Annotated in this window: 20 protein-coding genes and 1 pseudogene; 9 read left to right on the plus strand and 12 right to left on the minus strand. The window is 52.0% G+C overall.

From position 1 onward, the window contains the following. The 4 genes from AC6HVW_RS12545 to AC6HVW_RS12560 all read right to left on the minus strand — a co-directional run. A partial coding sequence (locus AC6HVW_RS12545; protein ID WP_497569456.1) for a hypothetical protein occupies nt 1–1,120 on the minus strand: 1,120 nt, incomplete at its 3' end. Between the two features lie 972 nt (nt 1,121–2,092). After that, nucleotides 2,093–2,482, minus strand: coding sequence for a nuclear transport factor 2 family protein (locus AC6HVW_RS12550; RefSeq protein ID WP_186486941.1), 390 nt, complete (start codon nt 2,480–2,482; stop codon nt 2,093–2,095). Nucleotides 2,483–2,621: 139 nt separating this feature from the next. Beyond that, nucleotides 2,622–4,085: a pyridoxal phosphate-dependent decarboxylase family protein gene (locus AC6HVW_RS12555; RefSeq protein WP_186486942.1), complete on the minus strand. Its 1,464-nt coding sequence runs from the start codon at nt 4,083–4,085 to the stop codon at nt 2,622–2,624. A gap of 15 nt (nt 4,086–4,100) precedes the next feature. Next, nucleotides 4,101–5,486 carry a diaminobutyrate--2-oxoglutarate transaminase gene (locus AC6HVW_RS12560; protein WP_186486943.1) on the minus strand — a complete coding sequence of 462 codons (1,386 nt, stop codon included), beginning with the start codon at nt 5,484–5,486 and terminating at the stop codon, nt 4,101–4,103. Nucleotides 5,487–6,088: 602 nt separating this feature from the next. On the opposite strand from AC6HVW_RS12560, the gene lysC reads away from it, so the two are divergent. Beyond that, a complete protein-coding gene (gene lysC / locus AC6HVW_RS12565) occupies nt 6,089–7,450 on the plus strand; it encodes a lysine-sensitive aspartokinase 3 (protein ID WP_071683555.1) in 1,362 nt (453 codons plus the stop codon). A 117-nt stretch (nt 7,451–7,567) separates the two neighbouring features. Then, nucleotides 7,568–7,948: a VOC family protein gene (locus AC6HVW_RS12570; protein WP_071683554.1), complete on the plus strand. Its 381-nt coding sequence runs from the start codon at nt 7,568–7,570 to the stop codon at nt 7,946–7,948. A 26-nt stretch (nt 7,949–7,974) separates the two neighbouring features. Here the strand turns inward: AC6HVW_RS12570 and AC6HVW_RS12575 are convergent, their stop codons facing one another. Beyond that, a complete protein-coding gene (locus tag AC6HVW_RS12575) occupies nt 7,975–8,934 on the minus strand; it encodes a LysR family transcriptional regulator (protein ID WP_186486953.1) in 960 nt (319 codons plus the stop codon). A gap of 363 nt (nt 8,935–9,297) precedes the next feature. On the opposite strand from AC6HVW_RS12575, the gene AC6HVW_RS12580 reads away from it, so the two are divergent. Together AC6HVW_RS12580 and metC are read left to right on the plus strand one after the other, a co-directional pair. After that, nucleotides 9,298–10,584, plus strand: coding sequence for an amino acid permease (locus AC6HVW_RS12580; RefSeq protein WP_037375894.1), 1,287 nt, complete (start codon nt 9,298–9,300; stop codon nt 10,582–10,584). A 15-nt stretch (nt 10,585–10,599) separates the two neighbouring features. Beyond that, on the plus strand, nt 10,600–11,781 hold the full coding sequence (gene metC, locus AC6HVW_RS12585) for a cystathionine beta-lyase (protein WP_059200804.1): 1,182 nt from the start codon (nt 10,600–10,602) through the stop codon (nt 11,779–11,781). Between the two features lie 52 nt (nt 11,782–11,833). Here metC and AC6HVW_RS12590 read toward each other — a convergent pair whose 3' ends face one another. Beyond that, entirely contained in the window at nt 11,834–13,027 is a 1,194-nt protein-coding gene (locus AC6HVW_RS12590; protein WP_186486944.1) for an MFS transporter, read from the minus strand. Between the two features lie 119 nt (nt 13,028–13,146). Here AC6HVW_RS12590 and AC6HVW_RS12595 point away from each other — a divergent pair, with 119 nt between their 5' ends. After that, nucleotides 13,147–14,055: a LysR family transcriptional regulator gene (locus AC6HVW_RS12595; RefSeq protein ID WP_186486945.1), complete on the plus strand. Its 909-nt coding sequence runs from the start codon at nt 13,147–13,149 to the stop codon at nt 14,053–14,055. Nucleotides 14,056–14,075: 20 nt separating this feature from the next. Here AC6HVW_RS12595 and AC6HVW_RS12600 read toward each other — a convergent pair. From AC6HVW_RS12600 to AC6HVW_RS12625, 6 genes and pseudogenes are all read right to left on the minus strand, one after another. After that, a pseudogene (locus tag AC6HVW_RS12600) lies at nt 14,076–14,681 on the minus strand (MFS transporter); the annotation flags it as partial. Between the two features lie 149 nt (nt 14,682–14,830). Then, a complete protein-coding gene (locus AC6HVW_RS12605) occupies nt 14,831–15,844 on the minus strand; it encodes an Ldh family oxidoreductase (RefSeq protein ID WP_186486954.1) in 1,014 nt (337 codons plus the stop codon). A 20-nt stretch (nt 15,845–15,864) separates the two neighbouring features. After that, on the minus strand, nt 15,865–17,430 hold the full coding sequence (locus AC6HVW_RS12610; protein ID WP_497569457.1) for an APC family permease: 1,566 nt from the start codon (nt 17,428–17,430) through the stop codon (nt 15,865–15,867). A 16-nt stretch (nt 17,431–17,446) separates the two neighbouring features. Then, a complete protein-coding gene (locus tag AC6HVW_RS12615; RefSeq protein WP_497569458.1) occupies nt 17,447–19,066 on the minus strand; it encodes an aldehyde dehydrogenase (NADP(+)) in 1,620 nt (539 codons plus the stop codon). A gap of 60 nt (nt 19,067–19,126) precedes the next feature. Next, nucleotides 19,127–20,047: a dihydrodipicolinate synthase family protein gene (locus AC6HVW_RS12620; RefSeq protein WP_071683551.1), complete on the minus strand. Its 921-nt coding sequence runs from the start codon at nt 20,045–20,047 to the stop codon at nt 19,127–19,129. A gap of 196 nt (nt 20,048–20,243) precedes the next feature. Next, complete coding sequence (locus AC6HVW_RS12625) at nt 20,244–21,086, minus strand: AraC family transcriptional regulator (RefSeq protein WP_071683550.1); 843 nt, start codon at nt 21,084–21,086, stop codon at nt 20,244–20,246. 341 nt (nt 21,087–21,427) lie between these two features. Here AC6HVW_RS12625 and AC6HVW_RS12630 point away from each other — a divergent pair, with 341 nt between their 5' ends. From AC6HVW_RS12630 to AC6HVW_RS12645, 4 genes are read left to right on the plus strand one after another with little or no spacing between them, the layout of a single operon-like run. Then, complete coding sequence (locus tag AC6HVW_RS12630) at nt 21,428–22,378, plus strand: 4-hydroxyproline epimerase (RefSeq protein ID WP_071683549.1); 951 nt, start codon at nt 21,428–21,430, stop codon at nt 22,376–22,378. Next, entirely contained in the window at nt 22,378–23,493 is a 1,116-nt protein-coding gene (locus tag AC6HVW_RS12635; protein WP_071683548.1) for an NAD(P)/FAD-dependent oxidoreductase, read from the plus strand. Before AC6HVW_RS12630 ends, AC6HVW_RS12635 begins: the two co-directional genes overlap by 1 nt. Continuing rightward, nucleotides 23,490–23,738, plus strand: coding sequence for a (2Fe-2S)-binding protein (locus AC6HVW_RS12640; protein WP_071683547.1), 249 nt, complete (start codon nt 23,490–23,492; stop codon nt 23,736–23,738). Before AC6HVW_RS12635 ends, AC6HVW_RS12640 begins: the two co-directional genes overlap by 4 nt. After that, nucleotides 23,735–25,084 (plus strand): FAD-dependent oxidoreductase, encoded by a 1,350-nt coding sequence (locus AC6HVW_RS12645; protein WP_497569459.1) that lies wholly within the window; start codon nt 23,735–23,737, stop codon nt 25,082–25,084. Before AC6HVW_RS12640 ends, AC6HVW_RS12645 begins: the two co-directional genes overlap by 4 nt. Nucleotides 25,085–25,094: the final 10 nt, after the last annotated feature.

Here is a 25,094-nt window from a genome sequence, read left to right on the forward strand (position 1 = left end):
TGAACATCGCCATGGCTACGCGCAGTAAGATTTTATTGTCGTCGCTGCCCTCAAAGCGCGCTATCAGCGCATCATAGCCAGTCTGCTTCGCCGCCTCACTCGCTGCATTGTACGCTTTACTGTACATCGCCTTGGCAACCTGCAGTAAAATGGCATTGTCGTCGCTGCCCTCAAAGCGCGCTATCAATGCATCATAGCCGGCCTGCTTCGCCTCACCAGTTGCGTTAAAAGCTTTATTGAACATCGCCATGGCTACGCGCAGTAAGATTGCATTGTTGTCGCTGCCCTCAAAGCGCGCTATCAGTGCATCATAGCCTGCCTGCTTCGCCTCACCCGCTGAGTTATAAGCTGCATTTAACAGCTTTATGGCGGTTTTTAATTCTGAATCACCCTCACTCTCTTTTTTATAACTCCTTGCTCTTGTATTAACATTATCATTAACGGCAAGTTCATCATTCACATTATTATTAACATCAACATCAAATCCATCATTAATGCTATTCACACTTTTGTTATTAGTATCGACTTCATTGTCAATATCACTTTCATTAATTGCATTTTCATTTGATAACCTATCAACCTTCAATATTATTATATTGGTTATTGTTTCTTTGTTTCGTTCAAACCAGTTGTCAGAAGAATTGTTTATTATCTCACAATCATCTTTTTCTAAAATGGAAGTTACCGTATCAATTATTAGCTTGTTATTTTTATTTATATAGTCAGTGGTGAGCTCTATGATTTTATTTTTTATTTCCTTTCTTTCAACTCGATAAGTGTATGTTAAAAAAACAACAGAGCCACTAAATAGAGCTGCAAGCAAGGTTATTAAATAGAAAGATGAATTGGCGGAGAATGAAATACTATCTAGGTCCGCCCTGTTTTTTATTGCGGTTTTATTTAAATCATCAATGCTATATTTTCCATTATTAAGGGCTGACATTTTCTCATTACTTTCCTTTAATAACTTAATGTCATCCATCATTAATAAAAAACGTTCATCCTTACAATCATTAATACTAACGCGAGATAAATCGCGACAATCAATGACACTAGCAGAATATGAATAGCCACTCAAAAACAATAATATGAACAATACAATATAATTACACCCTTTCACTATAGTTCCCCATAAAATATCACTCTACCCTCGAAAAAAAATATCCCCGCACTGGCTTGCCTACCTTGGATGGTATGCACAGCGCCGAATTCTATACTCGTTAACGCTATAATTCTGTATAGCGCCATACCTTACCGTAAGGAAGTAGTTTACGCGCATACTTCACATCACTACGCGTTATACATTATTTGTTTTTTTAGACGCTACCGCCCTCAGGTTCTGTGCACCCTGCATGCAACTTCCAATTCATCAATGAACCTAATGAGTTAAGATTGCCATAAAAGTCAATAAAATCAAGTGGCGGCTTTGAAAATGATGATATGTGACAGCTTTTATCTAAGTTAAGATTAACAAATAATCACTTGAGGACTTTGAGATACTCCAACTCCCTTTTTTCTTTCTTAATGTCGCCTTTGCCCGAAGATTGACACAACTACAAGCTTGTCATTGCTTATTCTCTTCGAGGGTCTCATCTATTGCACTGCGTGGCAGATTGAGCATGCCGGCGAAAATTTTTAGGCGGATCATTTTTTGTTTACGAAAAAATGTGACTGTGTGCTTGCATGATTACCTGGGGCGATATGCTGATGTACAACGTGATTTCACGTGCAAAGACCGTTTGCACAAGCATCTCAACTACATAGAATGGTTCATGAACCAAAACTGCCTGAAATGGGTAAAAAGAGCCAGAAAATGGCCATTCAGAGCTAGTTCATGAAGTGGGTTTGTGTGGGGGGGGTAAAAATACAATAATAACAATATGATAATCGATGAGTAGTCCTAGGCCCGGTTTGAGACAGGTGAGTTATTTGCCTCCAATAGCTAAACGTGGAGTTCGGATTTCCGATCTTCATCACTCGCTTGCAGGTATCCCGCTAGGCTTATCTCACCTCATCTTCACGCTTTGATTGCTTGGTTTTCTAGAAGTTGGTTCAATGAGTGGCGATTATTCGAGTTGATACACAGTCGGCTTCAATCCTCGATCTGTGTGCCTTGATGAAAACTCATCTGCCAATGGCCTCCGCGCTCTTGTGACGATTGCAACCAGATCGAAGAACGCTCGGCACGGCGAACTATGCTGCCATGCACATCACGTTGAAAACTTTTATACCTCAACAATACGGCACCATCGGCAATCTTCACCAGTTTGAACTCTTCGGCAAAAATCTCTGGCTGGCCGCTTTCCAACTTTAGCGCCTCAATGGTTTGCTGTCTGTCATAGTGCAGCCCGGAACAGCCGATCTCTTCAAAATCGTCATGCAGCAATTTTCCAACGAGATTGGCATCGGTACGCGTTGCCGACTGATGGAGTTGAACCTCTAGTGATTGGATTACTGGCAAAAGCTGTGCAATATCGTACAAAACGCCCTCCTTTTTTGATCGCGCTACGTGAAATCTGAGAACTAATGGCTGTCATTACCCAGTAGATTTCATCAGAGGAAGCCTTTCGGCTGCGCCGAATTGACTAGCAACTCGACGCAGTTTCGGCTACTAAAAAGGATTACGCGTTGAGCAATTTTTCAGCCGTCTCTTTCACGCTGGTCAGCAGGATTTTTACGTCCTCCAGACAAACCGTTGGATTCAGCAGTGTCAGCTTCAGACAGGTTACGCCATCTGCTTCTGTTACCCCAACGTTGGCGCTACCTGATGCTAACAGAACATCGCCGATACGTTGGTTCAACAGCGCGATAAAAGCGCGATCGCCGCTTTCTGGGCGGAAACGGAACAGTACGCTTGCCAACTGTGGCTGCATAACCAGTTCCAGATGCGGTTGTGCAGAAACAAACGCAGCAACTTGTTGTGACAGTGTAACGCCATTATCAATGATTGCGGCGTACTGCTTTTTACCTAAAGCTTCAAGACCCATCCACAGCTTCAGAGCATCAAAACGACGTGTGGTTTGCAGTGATTTTGACACCAGATTCGGTACGCCGTGTTCTTCGTCAAAATCAGAGTTCAGGTACGCCGCCTGATAACGCATCAGCTCGTAATGCCGTGCATCTTTCAGCAGGAATGCGCCGCAGCTGATGGTCTGGAAGAACTGCTTGTGGAAATCCAGTGTCACGGAATCTGCGGATTCCAGGCCGTTCAGGTAGTGGCGATACTTCTCAGAAAGCAGTAGCGCCCCTCCCCATGCGGCATCAACATGAACCCAGATATTTTCCTGTGCGGCCAGCGCGGTAATTTCCACTAACGGATCAATCGCACCCGCATCGGTCGTACCGGCGGTGGCCACAATCGCCATCACCTTCTCACCGTTGGCTTTCGCCTGCGCCAGTTTGGTTTTCAGGTCAGCGATATCCATACGCGAGAACGCATCGGTTTTCACCTGGGTGACTGACTGGTAGCCCAGCCCCATCAATGCCATGTTTTTTTGCACGGAGAAGTGCGCGCTTTCGGAGCAGAACACTTTGATTTTGCTCAGATCGCCCGTTAAACCGTGCTGCTGAACGGAGTGCCCCTGACGCGCGAAGAAAGCATCACGCGCCAGCATCAGCCCCATAAGGTTACTCTGGGTACCGCCACTGGTGAACACGCCGGCATCACCGGCGCTGTATCCTATCTGCTCACGCAGCCACTCGATGAGTTTGATCTCAATGATGGTGGCTGACGGGCTTTGATCCCAGGAGTCCATGCTCTGGTTAGTGGCATTGATCAGCACCTCTGCTGCCTGGCTAATCACCAGGCTCGGGCAGTGCAAATGCGCCACACATTGTGCGTGATGTACAGAGAGGCTGTCCTTGAGGAAATACTCAACTGCACGCTCAATGGCGGCCTGGTTACCCAGGCCCTGAGAGGTAAAGTTCAACTGAATGCGCTCGCGCAGCTGGTCGACGGTTTTCCCCTGATACATTTCTGGCTGCTTTAACCATTCGATAACGGCTTTGCTGCTTTGCTCAATGGCATCCTGGTAGGCGGCGATACTTTGCGCCGAACCGGAGAGAATTGGGTTGTTATCAGACACGATCGTTAACTCCGATTAAACCGGCTCCATGCCAGTGGCCAGCAAGGCGTTTTCAAATTTATCGAGGAAAATTTCCAGCTCAGCGTCGGTGATCAGCAGTGATGGCAACAGGCGCAGTACGCAACCATGACGGCCGCCTCGCTCCAGAATCAGACCGGATTCGAAGCATTTTTTCTGCAGCAATGCCGAAAGCTCGCCATCCGCCGGATAGCATCCCATGTGATCCTGTGCTTCGTTAGGCTTCACGATTTCAATGCCGATCATCAGGCCCAGGCCGCGTACATGGCCGATAGCCGGGTAACGTTTTTGCAGTTCGGCCAGTTTGCCTTTCAGCCACTCGCCCTGGGCGGCAACTTTATCCGCAATGGCGTTGTCTTTAAGGTGCTTAAGCGTGGTCAGACCGGTGGCCATTGCCAACTGGTTACCGCGGAATGTTCCGGTATGGTGGCCTGGAGCCCATGCGTCAAACTGTTTTTTGATGCCCAGTACGGCCAACGGCAGACCGCCACCGACAGCTTTAGACATAACGATGATGTCTGGCTCGATACCTGCGTGTTCAAACGCGAACAGCTTACCGGTGCGTGCGAAACCAGCCTGAACTTCGTCGATGATCAGCAGAATGCCATGGTCCTGCGTAACTTTACGGATGCGCTGCAGCCACTCGGCCGGAGCTGGGTTCACACCACCCTCGCCCTGCACCGCTTCGAGGATCACCGCCGCTGGTTTGCGTACGCCGCTTTCCACGTCGTTGATCAAGTTATCGAAGTAGTACGTCAGCGCTTTTACGCCTGCTTCGCCACCGATGCCCAGCGGGCAGCGATACTGATTCGGATAAGGCATAAACTGCACTTCCGGCATCATGTTGCTGACGGCTTCTTTTGGTGACAGGTTACCTGTTACGGAGAGCGCACCGTGCGTCATACCGTGGTAGCCGCCGGAGAAACTGATGATGCTTGAACGGCCGGTTACTTTTTTAGCCAGTTTGAGCGCGGCTTCAACCGCATCAGCGCCAGACGGACCGGTGAATTGCAGGCAATACTCTTTGCCCTGGCCCGGTAATAAAGAGAGTAAATAGGAGGAAAATTCGTCTTTCAGAGGTGTGGTAAGGTCCAGCGTATGTAACGGTAAGCCGCTGTTGATGACACTTTGAATGCTTTGAAGCACGTCAGGATGATTATGACCCAGCGCCAGAGTCCCAGCGCCTGCAAGACAATCAAGATATTGATTATTTTCAACATCAGTAATCCAAACGCCCTGCGCTTTGGCAATTGCCAATGGCAGTTTTCGTGGATAGCTTCTGACGTTAGACTCAAACTCGGCCTGTCTCGCTAAAAAGGTATCATTGCTTTGTGGTAATGAACTAGCACTTAAAGTATCAATACGGACTTTATCCGTCATCATATCACTCCCACAACCTCGGGTATTATTAACGCCGGGTTGAATAAAAGGTTAAGGGGATTGCCTGTAAAAACGCGGCCAATATATAGCATTTTAATGGTGTACTCAATCATTTGTTTTAGCACGCAATTAACCCTTTAAAGTCAAATCATAACAATAACTTACCTTTAATCATGCATTAATTTTTGTTACCACTGTCGCGCAAAGCGTTGCGAATGCCAAGATTGGATACAACGTCATGAAAACCATCGTATTGATATGGTTTTATTCTTTTGTTACACGATTTTACCGTTAAGAATGTTAGGTTCTGGCCTGTAAGGCATTCTTTTTCACTGATTTATTACGAAATAAAATAAAAATGTCGATCCATTAAGATAAATCACTTACTATGGCGCGCTTATTTTACTCTCCGTAAATAAAGAATTAATGCGCATCACACCGGTAACGCGTAAGAGGCAATACACGTTATCGACAACAGGAGGCTTTCCTGGGTTGTCATCAGAAATGTTCGCGGGCGGACATTTCGTAAGGCGAAGCGTGCTTCCCTTATGCCGAGAATGAAAATTTTCTTGCCATTTTTTATGGCGCCCTGATATGAGATTGTTATGACACGCATTTATCCACAATTCGTCGTTGCCAAGTTTGGCGGTACCAGCGTTGCTGACTTTGACGCGATGAATCGCAGTGCCGGCATTGTTCTTGCTGATGACCACGTCCGCCTGGTCGTTTTGTCTGCCTCCGCAGGGGTCACAAATCTATTGGTCGAACTTTCTGAAGGGCTGGAAAGTCGTGATCGTATGGATAAAATTGATACCCTTCGCACTATCCAGTACAACATTATTTCCCGCCTGAAAGCGCCGCTGGTCATCAGCAAAGAAATCGATCAGCTCCTTGAAAATATTGCCCGCCTTGCCGAGACGGCATTGACAATGCCTTCCACGGCGCTGAGTGATGAACTGGTCAGCCATGGCGAGTTGATGTCGAGCCTGTTATTTGCTGAAGTGCTTCGTGAACGTGAAGCGCAAGCGGAATGGTTTGATGCCCGTAAAGTCATTCGAACCAACAACCTTTACGGTTGCGCCGAACCCAATATCAACCTGGTCGAGGATCAGGCAGAAGCCCATCTGCGGCCGCGTATTGAGCAGGCGATTGTTATCACCCAGGGTTTTATCGGCAGTGATGATGCCGGGCATACCACCACGCTGGGCCGGGGCGGTAGCGACTACACCGCCTCCCTGCTTGGGGAAGCATTGCAGGCCGCACGTGTCGATATCTGGACTGATGTGGCCGGGATCTACACCACCGATCCGCGCATTGTGGCGCAGGCCCGGCGTATTGACCATATCTCCTTTTCCGAAGCCAGCGACATGGCTGCTTTTGGTGCGAAAGTGCTCCATCCGGCGACCCTGTTACCCGCGATGCGGAAAAATATCCCGGTCTTTGTAGGGTCCAGCAAAAATACCGCTGCCGGTGGAACGCTGGTTCGCCGTGAGACAGAGAATCCGCCACTTTATCGTGCGATTGCCATTCGCCGTAAACAGACGTTGTTGAGATTGCACGACCTGCATACGCAACCTGCATACAGATTCTTTGCCGAAATGTTCGCGATTCTGGCAGAACATCGGGTTGATGTGGACCTGGTTACCACCTCCGAGAGCTGTATAGCGCTAGCCCTGAATTCCACGGGATCCACTTCGGGAGAAGATCACACCCTGACCACCGCGTTGCTTACAGCACTCTCTTCTCATTGCCGAGTTGAGATTGAAACCGGGCTGGCCTTGGTCACGCTGATTGGCAATCAACTCCATCGTGGCGCGGGCGTATGCCGGGATACATTTGTGGATCTGGATGAGTATGCCGTGCGCATGATTTTCCATGGCGCATCGAATGATAATCTTTGCTTCATGCTACCAAGCGAAGTCGCTGACAGCGCGGTTGTAGCGCTACACCGTAGGTTATTTGAGTAAGTTAAATGGGGCGTTTACGCGCCCCTGAAACGCCTGCCTATTTGCTACCACTGTCCGTGTACTTCCGCTCAATATAAGTTAAATTGAGTGTCGAAATGTTATGTTTGAGAGGTTTTCATGATAGATCACACCGGCATCAACGTTTCTAACGTAGAAAAAAGCAAGGATTTTTATAGTACAGTACTTTCATCTCTGCATTATGAAGTTCGCCTGAGTCTAGGCAGTGCCTATGGCTTCGGAGCAAAAGTTGCAAAAAATGGCGACGACCCAGGCGGGGATTTCTGGATTTCGCAAGGAACGCCTCATACCCCAAGAAACCATATCGCTTTTCGTGCTGGCTCTACTGAGGAAGTCGAACTGTTTTATAAAGCGGCTATCGCCGCAGGTGCACTCCCCAATGGTGAACCGGGTTACCGTCCTCATTATCATCAACATTATTATGCAGCATATGTCCTTGATCCCGACGGTTACAACATAGAAGCGGTTTACCACGGGTAAATCCATTTGGTTGGCTCAACTCTTTGCTACCCTGCCATCCAATCGTCCCAGGCAGGCGTCGATGAGATTTTTTCCACAATAAAATCAATAAAGCTTCTCACCTTGGGGTCTTGATAATGCCCTGGATGGTACAGTGCGAAAAGATGGTACTCATGCTCTTTAGCTTCGTGATCCAGCAAAATGGGGATCAACTCGCCATCAGCGATATGGTCACCCAGCATGTAGGTCGGCAGATTGACGATCCCCTGATGATGGAGCGCAGCCTGTAGCAGCCCCAAGGTACTGTTCACCTCGACGATGTTATTGATTTTTAACGAATGCCCATCGCCGCCAATAAAGTGCCAGTTATCAGAAACGTTTGGATTGATCAGGCAGTCGTGATCCTCCAGGTCTGCCAGGGTTTTCGGCAGGCCACGGCGTTCAAAGTAGCGCCGGCTGGCGCAATAAACCCAGTTGATCTTACAGATTTTGCGCAAAGCAAAATTACTCGGCGGGTGTGCGGTAATACGCAGCGCAATATCGATATTCTCTTCGTTAAGGTTGACGCTTTGGTCATTTAAATCGACAGACAATCTGACGTCGGGGTTGATCTCTCTATAGTCACTGTACAAACGCATCAGATGGGTAACGCCGAAGGCAATTGAACAGGTAATTTTGAGCTGGCCCTGTGGGTGGCTGCGGAAACTGGAGGTATTAACCAAGGAGTCATCCAGATCCGCCAGCAGGTGCTGCGCCCGGAACAGCAGATATTTGCCTGGCTCGGTCAAAATTAGGTTACGCGTGGTCCTTTTCAGCAAAACGATGCCAAGATACTCTTCCAGTTGGGAAATGCTGCGGCTCACCGATGACGGCGTGAGGTTCAACTTCAGCGCTGCGGCAGAAAAACTGTTACATTCAACGACCTTGATAAAGATTTCCAACTGTCGGAAGATGGCGTAGTTGTCGATTTTTGCCTTGAATGAAACGGAACCCCTGGTTGACGACATCATCTGCCGGTACCCCTTTGTGAATTTATACGGCTGCATGGATCTGATATCAGGCTAGCAAAAAAACGCTAAGTTAGTAAAATTCCTATACATTATAATTGACTATACTCACTAGATAGCGACGCTACCAACCCTTTCAGTCAATTTTCATAAAAAGCACATAAAATAAGACAGCCATCAACTTTTGCGTTTCACGCACAAGTATTTTCATTTAATAACACCGCTAGCTGCTTTAAGTTTTACTTACCAGTACGTACTATGTTTCTATGTCAGATAAGGTTACCTCTGGCAAACGCGATGTTTTACATAACTTCTCATTTCGTGAGAACACGGCTGTGATCATCTTGCGACAGGAAGACAATGATGAATAGCATAATAAATACAGATATCAAGTCTAAAGACGCGTATAAAAGCATTCCGTTTACCCGATATGACTTCGGATGGGTTATTCTCTGCATAGGTATGGCCATCGGTTCCGGCATTGTTTTCATGCCAGTTCAAGTGGGCATTAAAGGCATTTGGGTATTTATCACTTCGGTTATCATTTCTTATCCGGCGATTTATTTGTTGCAAAGTCTTTACCTTAAAACATTATCAGAAAGTGAAGATTGCCAAGACTATACTAACGTCATTACGCAATATCTCGGGAAAAACTGGGGGTTTTGGCTAGGTATTGCCTATTTCCTGATGTTACTACACGGCATGTTTTCTTATTCCCTGGCCGTTACTTTTGACAGCGCCTCCTATATTCAGACCTTTGGGCTGACGGAAGGCTTGCTGTCAGACTCCATCTGGTATGGGTTGGTGGTGCTGGTTGCCTTGGTCAGCATTGCCGCTCAAGGGGAACGGTTGTTGTTCAAGGTCTCCGGCCCGATGGTGTGCGTTAAATTTGGGATTATCGTTGTATTAGGGGTCGTGATGGTTCCACATTGGAACTTGAATAATATTACTGCTTTCCCTGAACTGCTGCCATTTATGCGCGACGTGTTTTTGACGTTACCCTTTACCCTTTTCTCCATTCTGTTTGTTCAGATACTTAGCCCGATGAACATTGCTTATCGCAAAGTTGAATCGGATAAACGTATTGCCACCTATCGAGCTATCCGCGCCAACCGTGTTGCTTATATTATCCTGGCGGTTGCGGTATTGTTCTTTGCCTTCTCGTTCACTTTTGCTATCAGCCATGAGCAGGCTGTTTCCGCTTTTGAGCAAAATATCTCTGCATTAGCTATTGCAGCCCAGGTTATTCCCGGATCTGTTGTGAGAGTAATGAGCGCCTTGCTGAATATTTTCGCCATCTTAACGGCGTTTCTCGGGATTTATTTAGGGTTCCAGGAGGCGATCAAAGGGATTGTGACTAATATTATCTGCCGTTTTATTCCGGAAGAAAAAATCAATCAAAAAGTGCTTCACATTGCCATCAGCGTTGGCGTTGTGCTGGGGTTATGGGCGTGGATTTCAACCCGCTTCTCTATCCTGTTCTTTATGCAACTGGGGAGCCCTTTGTTCGGGTTGGTATCATGCTTGATCCCTTGCTATCTGGTGTATAAAGTCGAAGCACTTCATAAGTTTAAGGGGCCCGCCGTTTGGTTTATCACTTTCTTCGGTATTTTGCTTTGCCTGTCCCCCTTCTTTAAATTTTTCGAATAAACGATGAGGTTAGCAATGAGTAAATCACCAAGCTCGGATTTCAGCATCGGCACCCGGATTACACAGATCGGCCGAGATCCTGCCAAACAGGCCGGATTTGTCAACGCAGCGGTTTATCGGGGTTCAACGGTTATTTTTCCTACCGTCAGCGATATTGAGCATAACCGAGCCGAGTTTAACTACGGGACGATGGGCACACCCACGATCGCTAATCTAGAAAATGCGTGGAGCGAACTGGCTGGAGCGGCAGGAACAGTGCTCTCACCCTCCGGGCTGGGCGCAATTGCGCTGGCATTGCTCACCACGTTGAAAGCAGGCGATCACCTGTTAATGCCTGACAGCGTGTACAAACCTACTCGCCTGTTTTGTGCTGGGATGTTGGGCAAAATGGGGATCGAAACCACCTACTATGATCCATTGATTGGCGCAGACATCGGCACCTTGTTCCGCCCTAACACTACCACCCTGTTTTTAGAATCTCCTGGCTCTCAAAGTTTTGAAATCCAGGATATTCCAACCATGGCGGCGCTGGCAAAACAGCAAGGGATCGCCACCATTATTGATAATACCTGGGCAACGCCGGTATTTTTCCGCGCCCATGAACATGGTTGTGATATTTCCGTAGAGGCGGGTACCAAGTATTTGGGCGGGCATTCCGATTTACTGATGGGCGTTGTTTCAGCCAATGATGCCTGGTGGCCTAAATTACGCGAAACCTATGATCTGATGGCGATGTTGCCGGGCGCAGAAGACTGTTTTCTCGCCCTACGGGGTTTGAGGACCATGTACTTACGCTTGAAGGAGGCCGAAAAGCGCGGGCTGGAGATGGCTCATTGGCTAAAATCCCGCCCGGAGGTATTGAAAGTGCTCCACCCGGCCTTCCCTGATTGCCCAGGGCATGAATTCTGGAAACGCGACTTTACAGGTTCTTCGGGCCTGTTCTCTATCATTTTGCAGCCGGAATATACCAAGGCTGGTGTTGATAACATGTTGGATAACATGTCGATTTTTGCGATGGGTTATTCGTGGGGAGGTTTTGAAAGCCTGGTGATCCCGTTTAACTGTGCCGAATACCGCACCGTGACGCAGTGGCAACCCGGCGGCCGGGCGCTGCGCTTGCAGATTGGGCTGGAGGATATGGATGAACTGAAAGCCGACCTGGAGCAAGGCTTTGAAAGATTGAAGCAATTTAGTTGAGTCGTGATTTTTGCCAAGGTGACCGCATAGACGGTCACCTTCCCTTTCCTGCTTATTTCGCGCTTTGCCGCCGAAAGCGTACAAGCCAAACCGCCAGCAAAATGGCCGTTATCGCGATGCCTGTGGCAACGAAACCGATGTTTTCCAATCCCCATTGAGGGATCACCAGGCCACCGATAATGGCGCCAAGGCCCGTACCGGCATTGGCAGCAGAGACGTTCAACGTTCCGGCTAGCGCCTGAGCGTGTGAGGCGGACTTCATCACCCGAACCTGACAGATTGGAAACAGTGCAGTATAGGCAATACCCCAAAGCGCAAGTGCCAAGCATAACAGAATGAGCGAGTCTGCCGCTGGTACGCTGGCCATCATGCCTATGCCCAGCAATAAAGAGAATATGGCAGTAGCGCCCAATGGGCTGCGGTCTACAAAGCGCCCGCCCAGCCAGTTACCGACCAGGCCGATAGCACCGAAGCCCATGAGCCACCAACCGACTTGCGCCGGAGCCACACCGGCGATGCGCTCCAGCATGTCGGCTAGATAAGTGTAAGCCGTAAACATTGCGGTGAACACAACGACCGATAACACAACGTTACCGACAAAATACGGGTCTTTGAGGATGCGAGTCTGTTCTGCCAGCCTAAGCCGTTCGGGGCGTGCCAGAGTCGGCATGAAGATCGCCAGGGCCAATGTCATAACCAGCGACAGCCCGGCCAGTATCCAGAACGTGCCGCGCCAGCCGATAAGGTCCGACGCTAGCGTTCCCAGTGGAATACCAAACAGTAAGGCGGCTGAGATCCCCAGATACACCTGCGATACTGCGCGACCGGCACGATGCGGCCCGGCAATCTGTCCGGCCGTCTCACTGGCCGTCCCCCAGAACACGGGCAGCACCAGGGCGGGAATGAACCTGGCAATCGCAAGCACCCAAACGTTCGGAGCGATTGCGGCCAGAGCGTTTGAGAGGCTAAAGATCATCAGAATCGCAATGAATAGGCGCTTACGTTCAATGTGTGACAACAGCGCAATCAGCACAGGTCCGAACAGCATCACCGTGAAGGCGAACAAGGTAACGAATTGGCCAGCAGCGGAAATTGAAATATCCAAGTCGCGTGCCAATGCTGGCAATAGTCCGACGATCAGGTATTCGGTCGTGACGATGACGAAAGCCGCCACCGCAAGAATGACGATGGAAAGGCGGCTACGACTCGCCGAAATGGCGGTGCCCGGTACGGTAATCGAAGACATCAAAAAGGCTCCTACATGGGGAATTGCTGTTGCCCTTAGTATATTTAAGAAATATATTCTCATTATTGATATATTTTACCGACATTATTGAATTTAATTCCTGAGTAAGTGAGGGCAGCATGATCCCATCGGAGCGGCTTAAGGGCATCGAAACCTTCGTGGCGACGGCCGATGCAGGCAGTTTCACGGCAGCGGCAGAGCAATTGCACCTGACCAGCTCTGCCGTCAGCAAAAGTGTGGCGCGCCTAGAAGATCGGCTAGAGACCCGGCTTTTCGAGCGCACCACCCGCCGCTTGGCTCTGACGGATGCGGGGGCAGCGTTCTACCGCACTTGCGTACGAGTGCTGGCCGATTTGGAAGAAGCTGAAGCCGTGCTCGCCGCACAGCACAGCGAACCGATGGGTCGTCTGCGGCTAGATGCTCCGGCGACATTTGGCCGCCTTCGGGTCTGGCCGCTACTGCTCCAGTTCTCACAGCAACACCCGCACTTACGCCCGCATGTCTCTTTGACCGATCGCTTCGTTGATTTGCTTGAAGAAGCCATTGACGTGGCGGTGCGTATCGGTGGCCCGGATCATTGGCCTACCTCAGTTGGCCATCGCTACCTGGGCTGTGAACGCCTCATTTTCTGCGCCTCGCCCGATTACCTGGCCCGCAACGGGACACCGACATCGTCCGCCGAACTGTCACGCCATGATGCCGTGCTCTATGGTAAGGCCGATGGAACCACGGGCCCGTGGCTGATCGCGCATGATGCTGGAATGATTGAGCGGCGCACGATGGAGGGCCGCATTATTGTCGGAAATGGCGAAGCTCAGGTTGCCGCCGTTAAGGCTGGATGCGGTATCGCACAGTTGGCAACATGGCTGGTCTGCGATGAAATTGCACGCGGTGAATTGGTGCAAATCCTACCGGAACTGACGACTGACGGTCTGCCGCTCAATCTGGTATGGCCTATTGGGCGGCAACTGCAGCCAAAAGTGGATGCCATGCTGGAGCTGCTTGCTGCCGAATTGCGGATCGACTAGCAATGCCAAGCCCTTCACGTTCACCACGCCGTGGTGAATTGCCGGTTACCTTGCATGCGAATAAACAGCATCCCACCAGCGAACATAGTCACAATCTGCGAGGCCACCAGCACGGAAAAGCCTGAAGAGACGGTGCCAAACGACATCATCACCAGCCCCATCAGCAAGGGAATGAATGCCGAAAAGATATTATCCACGCCGTTGATCAGCCCGTAGGCAGAACCAACGCTTTCTGTTTTGGCATGGTGTTGGATCAGGGTGGGAATTGCCGCACCTTGTGCCCCCCAACAAGCGTTGGCCGATAGCAGGAACACGGCCAGCCAGCCACTTTGTGAGCTCAGCATCACGCCTAGCATACAGATAGCCGTTGCTGCCCCGCCAAAGGCAAAAATCAATGGCATCTGCTGTGGCCGAACGCGATCCAGGATCACCCCGCCAAGATACTTGGAGAAGATACTGATAATAAAGGGTAGTGATGCTAGCCAACCCATTTGCTTGATGGAAAAGCCACGTTCATTGGTCAGGTAAGCGGGCAGCCAGGAACTGGAACCCCAAAGATAACTGAGCGTAGCTATCTCAACCAGCATGATCCAGCCGAGCATGGGCGTTTTCCAAGCCAGAATGAAGTTTACCAAACGATCTCTTTGATATTACCGCTGAATAAATTGTTTCAACATTGTTAACATATTGTTTCTTGCAGATCTATATCACAGCATAAGAGAGTATTTAACGGGAAACACATCGGCCCATCGGTAAACGATGAGCCTGCCAGGGATTACTGACACAACGCCACAATCTCTTTATATAACGTCAGCGGTAATGTCACACCGAACTGCTCACTGTGCTGGCGCGCCTTAAAACGCCGCGCCCCGGGGATACGGGCCCCTTGCTCTGCCATATCATTAAAAAGCCCTTCCGCTCTGGCGAAATGCTCTTCCTTCTCCGCCCCCAGAAAACGCTCAGGATCCATGGCAATGATCAGCTCTCCGCCATAAGGTGAAGAGCCTGTTGATTGGTCGTAAGCCAACGATTCTTTGCTGGTCATATCACCAATCAGCGGCCCGGCAATCAGCTCCACCATCGCTGCCAATGCTGAGCCCTTATGGCCACCAAACGTCAACATTGCGCCTTGCAGTACGCTGGCGGCATCGGTGGACGGTTTGCCGTGACTATCGATTCCCCAACCTTCTGGCAGCGGTTTATTCGCTCGGCGATGCAGCTCAATCTCACCGCGTGCAGTTGCGCTGGTCGCCATATCAAACACAAACGGGGCTTGTCCCTGGCGTGGCCAACCAAAGGCGATCGGGTTGGTACCAAACAAGGGCTGGCTCCCCCCGGCAGGCGTTACCCAGGCATGGCTTGGGGTACAAGCCAACGCTACCAATCCCTGTTCGGTAAGCGGCTCGATATCCGCCCATAGCGCAGAGAAGTGGACGCAATGATTGATCGCCAGTGCGGCAATACCACAGTGACGAACTTTGGTGATAAAGGCAGGCAGCGCCGCTTGATAGGCCACCAACGAGAACGCACCCTGCGCGTCTACGCGTAAAATCGCCGGAGCGCTGTCGGTGAACGTCGGTTCGGCATCTGCCATCACTTTGCCGGCATGCAGCGATCGAACACAGCCCAATACACGATACAAACCATGGGAATGGCAGCCATCACGTTCACCGGCGGCGACGTTCTTTGCCACCGCATCGGCATGTCTGGCGCTGAAACCATTACTGTGCAAGGCTCGGTACGCCAGTTGATAGGCCTCTGGCAACGTAAGATTGACGGTGTTGGTCATGGTCGTTTCCTCCTTTAGCATTACTCTTCCTCGTCCCCGACAAAATTTGCCTGAGGTAAACAGGTGTAAGCTCCCCAGTAATAAATCAGCAGCGCGATGGCCGCTACCAGCAGGGTGTCCCATGGGTGGCCAATAGCATTGATGCCGCCAAAACTGCCGAGATAGGAAGCCACGATGATCAAGGCGTAGAAAGCGATCAGCCACAGCGAGGACCAAATCTGCTGCTTCAGGCTGACGGCGTGAGTCGGCACTTTGTTTTTAAACAAAATATAGACAAAGAACATCAGAATTTGCAGGCCAAGCAACCAGGAGACGGTGTTCCAGCCTGACCAGTAAACGATCAATGCAGAAATGATGAATGACACCGGTCCTAACACGCTAAATCCCCAGACAAAGAACGGCCGTGGCAAATTCGGTGCATTGCGGCGTAGCCCGGCGGCGGTAACCGGGGCAATGGCATAGCTAAGTACCAGTGCGGCGGAGACCACTCCGATCAGCTTTTCCCAGGAAGGGAACGGCAAAGTCCAGAAGATAGCCAGCCCGAAAGTCAGCCAAAGTGCAGGACGCGGGATCCCCGACCCACCATCGACGCGGGTAAAAATTTTGAAGAAAGTCCCTGCCCGCGCCCAACCATACACAACTCGCGGCGTGGCATTCATATAGATATTGCCCGTGCCGCTCGGTGAAACGATCGCGTCGCTCACCACCAGAAAAGCCAACCACCCCATCCCCAGCGTAACGGCAATATCGCGGTACGGCAGAGAAAAGTGCTTGCTGATATCTTGCCAGCCACCGCTCAGCATTTCGCTTGGAATACTGCCGAGGAAAGCCAGTTGCAGCAGCACATAGATAATGGTGGAAAGCACCACCGACAGGATCAGCGCGATCGGGATGGTTCGCTGTGGCTTTTGGACTTCGCTGGCCACCGAGATAATTGGCGTCAGCCCCAGATAGGCGAAGATGATCCCACCGGCGGAAATCGCCGCTTCCACCCCGGCGGAACCAAAGGGCGCAAAGCCTTGGCTGTGCAGGTTTTCAGGCTTGAAGAAGGTGAACAGTACCACGATCACCAGCACCGGCACGATGAACTTGAGTATGCTGATCAGGTTGTTGGATTTGGCAAACGTCTTCACGCTGTAGTAATTCAGCGTAAAGAACAAACACAGCAAGATAAATTGCGTCAGCCAACCGATCAACGTGGGATCGCCCGAGCCTGGCTGGCTGAGAGCGGGGAACCAGGCTGCTGCATATTGCCGGGCGGCGACGACCTCGATCGAGATCAGGCTGGAGAACGCAATCAGTGTGATGAACCCCAACAGATACCCCATCAGCTCCCCATGGGAAAACACCGGGTAACGAATGATGCCACCGGCACGGGGAAGCGCGGCACCCAGCTCGCAATAAACAATGCCCAGCAGCAGTACAGCGAGCCCACCGATCAGCCACGAATAGATCCCCGCAGGGCCCGCGATGGCAGCAACATGGCTGGCGGCGAACAGCCAGCCGGAACCAAAAATCGCGCCCAGGCCGATAAACGTCAGATCGGTTAACGTCAGCTGCTTTTTAAATTTTCCCTGTATGGTCATAGCATTACCTTTCGAATTATTTCATTGCCGCAGGTGAATGGAGGGCTGCGCGGGTGTATTCACCGTTGACCAGGCGCAACAGGTTCAGTGGATTGCTGTCTTGTAGCGCAGGGGGTAACAGCGCTGCCGGGTAGTTTTGCAGGCAGACCGGGCGCAAAAACCGCTCGATAGCCAGCGTACCGACCGATGTACCACGGGGATCGCTGGTCGCCGGATAAGGGCCGCCGTGCACCATGGCTTCGCAGACTTCCACACCGGTCGGGTAGCCGTTAAACAGCACACGCCCTGCTTTGTGGATCAGTAATTGCGCCAATTCACTCGCCTCACCAAGATCTTCCTGTTCAGCCAGTAGCGTGGCGGTGAGTTGCCCTTGCAGGTTTTCCAGTGCGGCAAGCAGTTGCGCCCGGTCTGCGACTTCAACAACGATCGCCACGGGGCCAAAGACTTCTTCCTGCAACAGCGGCTCGGCGTTAAGTAACAAGCCACTGTCGGCCTGATAGAGCTGGGCTACCGCCAGATGGGGGTGTTCTGCCCTGCTTCCGGCCAGATGCCGTAGCTGAGGATGTTGATCCCATCTCTGCAAGCCACTCAGATAATGATCCCGCGTACCGGCATTCAGCATGGTTTGTGGCGGGCAGGCATTAACCTGAGTTTGTAAATCGGCGATCAACTGGCTGAAGGCCGGGCTGCGCTGGCCGATAATCAGCCCCGGCTTGGTGCAGAATTGACCGCAACCGAGCGTGAAAGAGGCAACCAGCTCTTGCGCAATTTTTTCACCACGCTGAGCCAATGCCTGTGGCAAGACCACCACCGGGTTGATGCTCGACATTTCGGCAAACACCGGGATGGGGTGTGGACGTTGCATCGCCAAATCAAATAATGCCCGGCCACCTTGCAACGAGCCGGTGAACCCTACCGCCTGGATCGCCGGATGTTGCACCAAATCCGCACCGATGCTGCTGCCGAACACCATATTGAAGACACCCGCAGGCATCTGCTGTTTTTGCACCGCACGCTCAATAGCCTGCGCGGTCAATTCCGCAGTGATCATATGACCACTATGTGCCTTGAACACCACCGGGCAACCGGCGGCCAGCGCGGCAGCGGTATCACCCCCGGCGGTAGAGAACGCCAGCGGGAAATTACTGGCACCAAACACCGCCACAGGACCGATGGCGACGCGATACTGGCGTAAATCAGGCCTTGGCAGCGGTGTACGCTCTGGTAATGCGCAATCAATTCTCGCCCCGTGCACGCGGCCGCTGCGTAGCAGTTCGGCAAACAGTCGCATCTGCCCGCTGGTTCTAGCGCGCTCACCAATCAGACGAGGGATAGGCAGCGCGGTCTCTTGTGTGGCAAAGGCAAAAAACTCCTCCCCTAACGCGTCCAATTCATCGGCTATGGCGGCGAAAAAATCCGCCCGCTGCTCGGCGCTGGTTTGGCTATAGGCGCTAAAAGCTCGGGCAGAGGCCTGCGCTGCGGCATCAACCTCGGCAATGCTGGCCTGATGGAAGCGATAGCCTGTTGGCTGGTTATTATCAGCCCGTAGGCTGATGAGTTCGGCGTTACCGCTAGCTATCCGCTGCCCGCCAATAAACTGTTTGCCGTTAAGGGCGTATGTGTTGTGAGTTGGCATTGGTTTCCCCTGTTCGATTGCCTGTTATAGCCCGACTAAATGCCGGGCTTCCTTGAGAGATCACAGGCCGACATCTGGCAGAGTCGGACGGTTGGCCAGGGCTGTTTTTATAACCGTCGTCACTTCTTGCAGCGTTTCCCCCTGCAATGCCAAACGTGGTGGACGGGTCACCGCGCTGCCACGGCCGACCAGCTCTTCACAAAGCTTGATGCACTGCACCAGGTCTGGGCGCGCATCCAGATGCAGCAACGGCATAAACCAGCTATACAGGGCCAGTGCTTCTTCGAAACGCTTTTGCTTCGCCAGCCGGAACAAGGTTTCCCCTTCGCGTGGGAATGCGTTGGACATGCCGGATATCCACCCTTCTGCTCCTACGGCGAGGCTTTCCAGGACCACGTCGTCCAACCCTGCGAACAACACGAAACGATCGCCAACCGCATTGCGTAAATCGATAAAGCGGCGGGTATCGCCAGAAGAGTCTTTGAAACAGACGATGTTGTCGCAGTCGACTAACGTGGTGAGAATGTCAGGTGTGACATCGTTTTTATAAATCGGCGGGTTGTTGTAGACCATGATCGGCAGATCGGTGGCGGTGGCCACGCTGCGGAAGTGCGCTGCGGTTTCGTGCGGTTTGGATGAATAAACCAGCGCAGGCATCACCATCACGCCGTCGATACCGGCTTTTTCCGCTTCGCGCGCCATATTCTGTGCAAAGGCGGTGGTGAATTCGGCAATCCCGGCGATCACCGGTATTTTGCCTTGTGCGGCGTCTTTCGCCACCTCGATCACCGCCAGTTTCTCCTGCATCGTCAGCGAGGTGTTTTCACCCACGGTGCCGCAGACGACCAGGCCAGAGACACCGTCTTTGACCAGGTTTTTGATCACCGCATGGGTAGCATCAAGATCCAGAGAAAAATCGCTGCGAAATTGCGTACTGACTGCCGGAAATACCCCACTCCAGTTAATCGCTTTATTGCTCATCGTATGGGTCCCTTTTGCTTGAAATGTTAATTGCAGGTTAATTTATGGTGAAATTCAATAACAGATTGACCGGTATTCTCGGCAGCGGCTTGACGGTTTTCACCGAATGCGAGGACGAAATTGGCATAATGAGGGGGAATTGCACGCAGCGAAGCCTGTGACGCAGTTGCATCATAAAATTCATAATTTCAGCTAATTAGGAAACTAATGTGGCCCGAAAATCGCGGGGGCTAGCACCGGTCATGGCCTTGAACTGGCGGCTGAAAGCGCTGTGATCGGTATAACCGCATTGCAATGCGATATCGGTAATTGGCATATCACTGGCCAGGAGTTCTGTGGCTTTCTCTAGCCGGACTTTGTGGATCATCTGGCGCGGCGTCAGGTGGAAAATACGTTTACAGTAGCGCTCGATTTGCGCCACGGAAAGGCCGGTCAGCGCCCTCAACTCTTCCATCGCGATCGGCCTGCCGTAATGCTGGCGGATATAAACATCCAACGCCGCCAATCGCTGATAGGCCGGGTGGTTAGCCTTCGCTTCCTGCAAATCATGTGAGATCCCAGCCATGCCGATAATCTTGCCCTGCTGGTCATACAGCGCCAGCTTTTGCGTCAGGCACCAGCCCGTTTCGCGGCCGCTGTATAGGTGCATTTCAAGCTGATCCTGGATCTGTACTCCTTGGTGTAACACCCGCAGATCTTGCTCGGTATAACCTGAACCCAACTGGGTTGGGAAAACGTCTGCCGAGGTTTTACCCAACAGCGGCGTCACCGTTTTAAAACCACAGCGTTTGGCCAAGGTGAGATTGGCCAGCAGATAGCGGGCCTGCACATCCTTGATAAAAAACACCACATTGGGAATGGCATTAAGCAGCGGCGCAATCAATGCCAGCGAGTTCAATACGCTATGTAACGAATGGGGACGCTGTTGCACCAACCCGTCACAGAACTGGGTGAGGTGTTCGACAGCAAAGCACTCTTGTGGTTGCAGCTCAACGCAAGGAGTGAGCGGAGGAGCCTGAAAGCTTGAGGTTAATCGCATAGCAATACCCTTTTCAGCAAGTGGCCATAATTGGCTATTTTTAACTCACCTGGATCAGTATTAACTTTTCTGTAACTTATCAAGCGCGTTGTTTCTAATATGCGGATCACCGCAAACTTTTGGCAGGTTTCAGGCTATCTAATCAAATTTTGGCGCTGAAAAATAATTAATATTCTGATAAATAAATACTTTTTATTACCCCCTGAATGATGGGTTCGCTCAGGCAATTTGGCACTGTGCTGATTTCGGCATGGCCTTTGCCGAAACAGGTCAAGCCGCAAGGGTAGCTTTCGGTCAGTCTTAGGTGATTAGTAACAATTAATTAACCTTGAGAGGCTCCGATGATACCTGCATCCCCCTTCATCACCTTACGAGCGATCGATTCCCATACCGGTGGTGAACCCACCCGGCTGATTATCGACGGTTTTCCCGACCTGGGCAGTGGCAGCATGGCCGAGCGAAAGGCGCTTTTCGCACAACGCTATGATGACTGGCGCAGCGCCATCATTCTGGAACCCCGGGGCAACGATGTCCTGGTGGGGGCGTTACTGTGCCAGCCCTGCTCACCGCAAGCCGCGGCCGGGGTGATCTTTTTCAATAACGCCGGTTATCTGGGCATGTGCGGCCACGGCACGATTGGATTAATCACTTCCCTGGCTTACCTGGGGCGCATCAGCGCTGGCGAACACCTGATCGAAACCCCGGTTGGGACGGTGAACGCCACGCTACATGCTGATGGCAGCGTAACCATTGAGAATGTCCCCGCCTATCGCTACCGCCAGCAGGTAGCCGTGACCGTTGACGGCTATGGCGAGGTAACCGGCGATATCGCCTGGGGGGGCAACTGGTTCTTTCTCATCAGCGATCATCATTTGGCGATCGACACCCACAATCTGGAAGCGCTAACGGCCTTTAGCTGGGCGGTACGGCTGGCGCTCGAAAACGCGGGGATCTACGGTGAAGACGGAGGGATCATCGATCATATTGAGCTTTTCGCCGCCGATGAACGTGCCGATAGCCGCAATTTCGTGTTATGCCCCGGCAAGGCTTACGATCGCTCGCCCTGCGGCACCGGGACCAGCGCCAAACTCGCCTGCCTGGCGGCAGACGGTAAATTACAGCCAGGTGAAGTATGGCGGCAGGCCAGCGTGATCGGCAGTGAATTCAGCGGATTTTACCAGCCTAGTGAAGACAACTGTGTGACGCCGTTCATTCGCGGGGAGGCTTTTATTTGCGCCGATAGCCAACTGTTGCTGGATGAGCGTGACGCTTTCGCCTGGGGGATACGTTAATGGCAACCGCCGATGTGATTGTCATTGGCGCAGGCATTATCGGTGCTGCCTGCGCGTGGCAGTTAGCACAACAAGGGTTACGAGTGTTACTGATTGACGATCGCCGCCCTGGCGCCACCGCTGCGGGCATGGGCCATTTGGTTTGCATGGATGATAACCCCGCAGAGCTGGCGCTGAGTGCCTACTCCCTACATTTGTGGCGCAGCGTGCTGGGCCGTATGCCGGATAACTGTGCCTGGCGCGGCTGCGGTACGCTGTGGTTAGCGGAAAAACCGCAAGAAATGGCGATTGCCGAAGTGAAGCAGCTGCGGATGGCAGCACTTGGAGTCAACAGTGAACTCATGGACTCACAACAAGTCGTACAGCATGAACCTATGTTGCGTAGCGGCTTGGCCGGAGGATTGCGCGTGCCGGGGGATGGCATTATTTATGCCCCTAATGCTGCGCGCTGGTTGGTTGAAGATGCGGAGGATGCGGTACGGCGAGTTTACGGCGAAGTGGTCGCGTTGGAACAACAGGCGGTGATACTGTCCAACGGCGAACGGCTTAGCGCGCCGGTGATAACGCTAGCTTGCGGATTACACGCCGACAAGCTGTTACCAACCCCGCTGCTCAGAGCGAAAAAAGGCCAACTGGCGATCACCGATCGATACCCGCAACGGGTTAGGCACCAATTGGTTGAGTTGGGTTATGGGGCTAGTGCGCATGCTTCTGATGGGACCTCGGTGGCCTTTAACGTGCAGGCTCGGCCAACCGGTCAGTTGCTGATCGGTTCCTCACGCCAGTTTGATTCGCTCGATCCGGCAATCGACATGCCGTTGCTCGCCACCATGCTCAAGCGTGCCGCAGAGTTTCTGCCCGCATTGGCAACCATGAGCCTCATCCGCTGCTGGGCGGGGGTTCGGGCAGCATCGGCGGATGGCTTACCCCTGTTAGGACCCCACCCGGCTTATCCATGGCTGTGGTTGGCTCTGGGCCATGAAGGGCTGGGCGTAACCACTGCAATGGGCAGCGCCGCTTTGATCGCCGCACAAATCCAAAAGCAGCGCACAGCAATTGATGACTCCCCTTATCGAGCCGCGCGAATGTTCACTACAAACGAGGCCCACCAATGAAACTGAACGCCTTAACCATTGCCGGGCAACCTTATCAGGTACAGGAAGGTATCACCGTGGCCGCCGCACTCAGCTTAAGTGGACAAGATCATTGCCGGATCTCCGTCAGCCAGCAGCCACGCGCGCCCTTTTGTGGTATGGGCGTGTGCCAGGAATGCCGAGTGAGCATAAATGGCGTACAGCAGTTGGCCTGCCAAACCTTGTGCCAACCCGAGATGAGTATCGAAAGGAGCGGGGAGAAATGAACAACCTGCAATGCGAAGTGTTGATTATTGGTGCTGGCCCTGCCGGATTGGCAGCAGCGCTGGCCGCAGGCGAAAGCCGGCAACGCATAGTCATGCTTGATGATAACCCTCGGCCTGGTGGGCAAATCTGGCGTGATGGGACAGCGATCACCTTACCCGCGATCGCCCTACGCTATCGGCAAGCCGTTGAGGCGTTGGATAACGTCACCCTGCTCAGTGCGACTAAAGTCGTGGCGCAAAGCGGCCCGCAGCAACTGCTGTATGAAAATGCCCAGGGTTGCGGGACGATCAACTATCAGCGCTTAATCTTATGCTGCGGTGCGCGCGAGCTGTTATTGCCCTTCCCTGGCTGGACGCTACCGGGCGTAACAGGGGCTGGCGGCTTACAGGCGCAGCTCAAAAATGGCTTATCGCTGCAAGGCGAAAGGATCGTCATTGCAGGCAGCGGACCTTTGCTACTGGCGGTTGCCGATAGCGTCACCAAAGCGGGTGGTAAGGTCATACTGCTGGCCGAACAAGCCCAGATGAAACGCCTGGCGAGATTCGCCAGCGGGTTGTGGCATTGGCCAGCGAAAGTACGGCAGTCATTACGCTTGATTAACCGCCGCTATCGCCTCAATAGCTATGTAGTGGAAGCGCTAGGCGAGCAGCGGCTGACCGCAGTTCGCGTCCAACAAGGGGAGCAGGTTCGTACGATCGCCTGCGATCGGCTAGCCTGTGGATTCGGGCTGGTGGCGAATATCGAATTAGCCATGCTATTGGGGTGCAGAATAGAGAATGCGGCCATTGCCGTTGATGCATTGCAACAAACCAGCGTGGCCAACCTGTATGCGGCGGGTGAATGTACCGGTGTGGGGGGAAGTGAACTTGCCTTGGCGGAAGGTGCAATTGCCGGGTATGCCGCCAGCGGTAATATCGTACGTGCTCAGGCATTGTTGGCAAAACGTAGCGTATGGCGGCGTTTTGCCGCCGCTGTCAGCCAGACGTTTGTACTCAACCCAACGCTGAAAACCCTCGGCGCTGCCGACACCTTTCTGTGCCGCTGTGAGGATATAACGCTGGGGGAAATTGATGCCGAAACGGGCTGGGCAACCAGCAAACTGCATAGCCGCTGCGGTATGGGGGCTTGCCAGGGGAAAATCTGCGCTACAGCGGCCCGACATCTGTTTGACTGGCCCCTACCGCAACCAAGAGTTCCTTTGACCCCGGCACGGCTTGAGACACTGGCTTTACTGGCCCCTCACCCCAACCCTCTCCCACAGGGAGAGGGAGCTGGTAAGGTGTCGTTTTCTGGTGTAGAGGTGATCTGCGATAGAGTTGATACAGAAGAGGAGTTTACTAAATAAATTGTGGCAT

This window comes from Serratia sp. NCCP-200, from assembly GCF_059697885.1.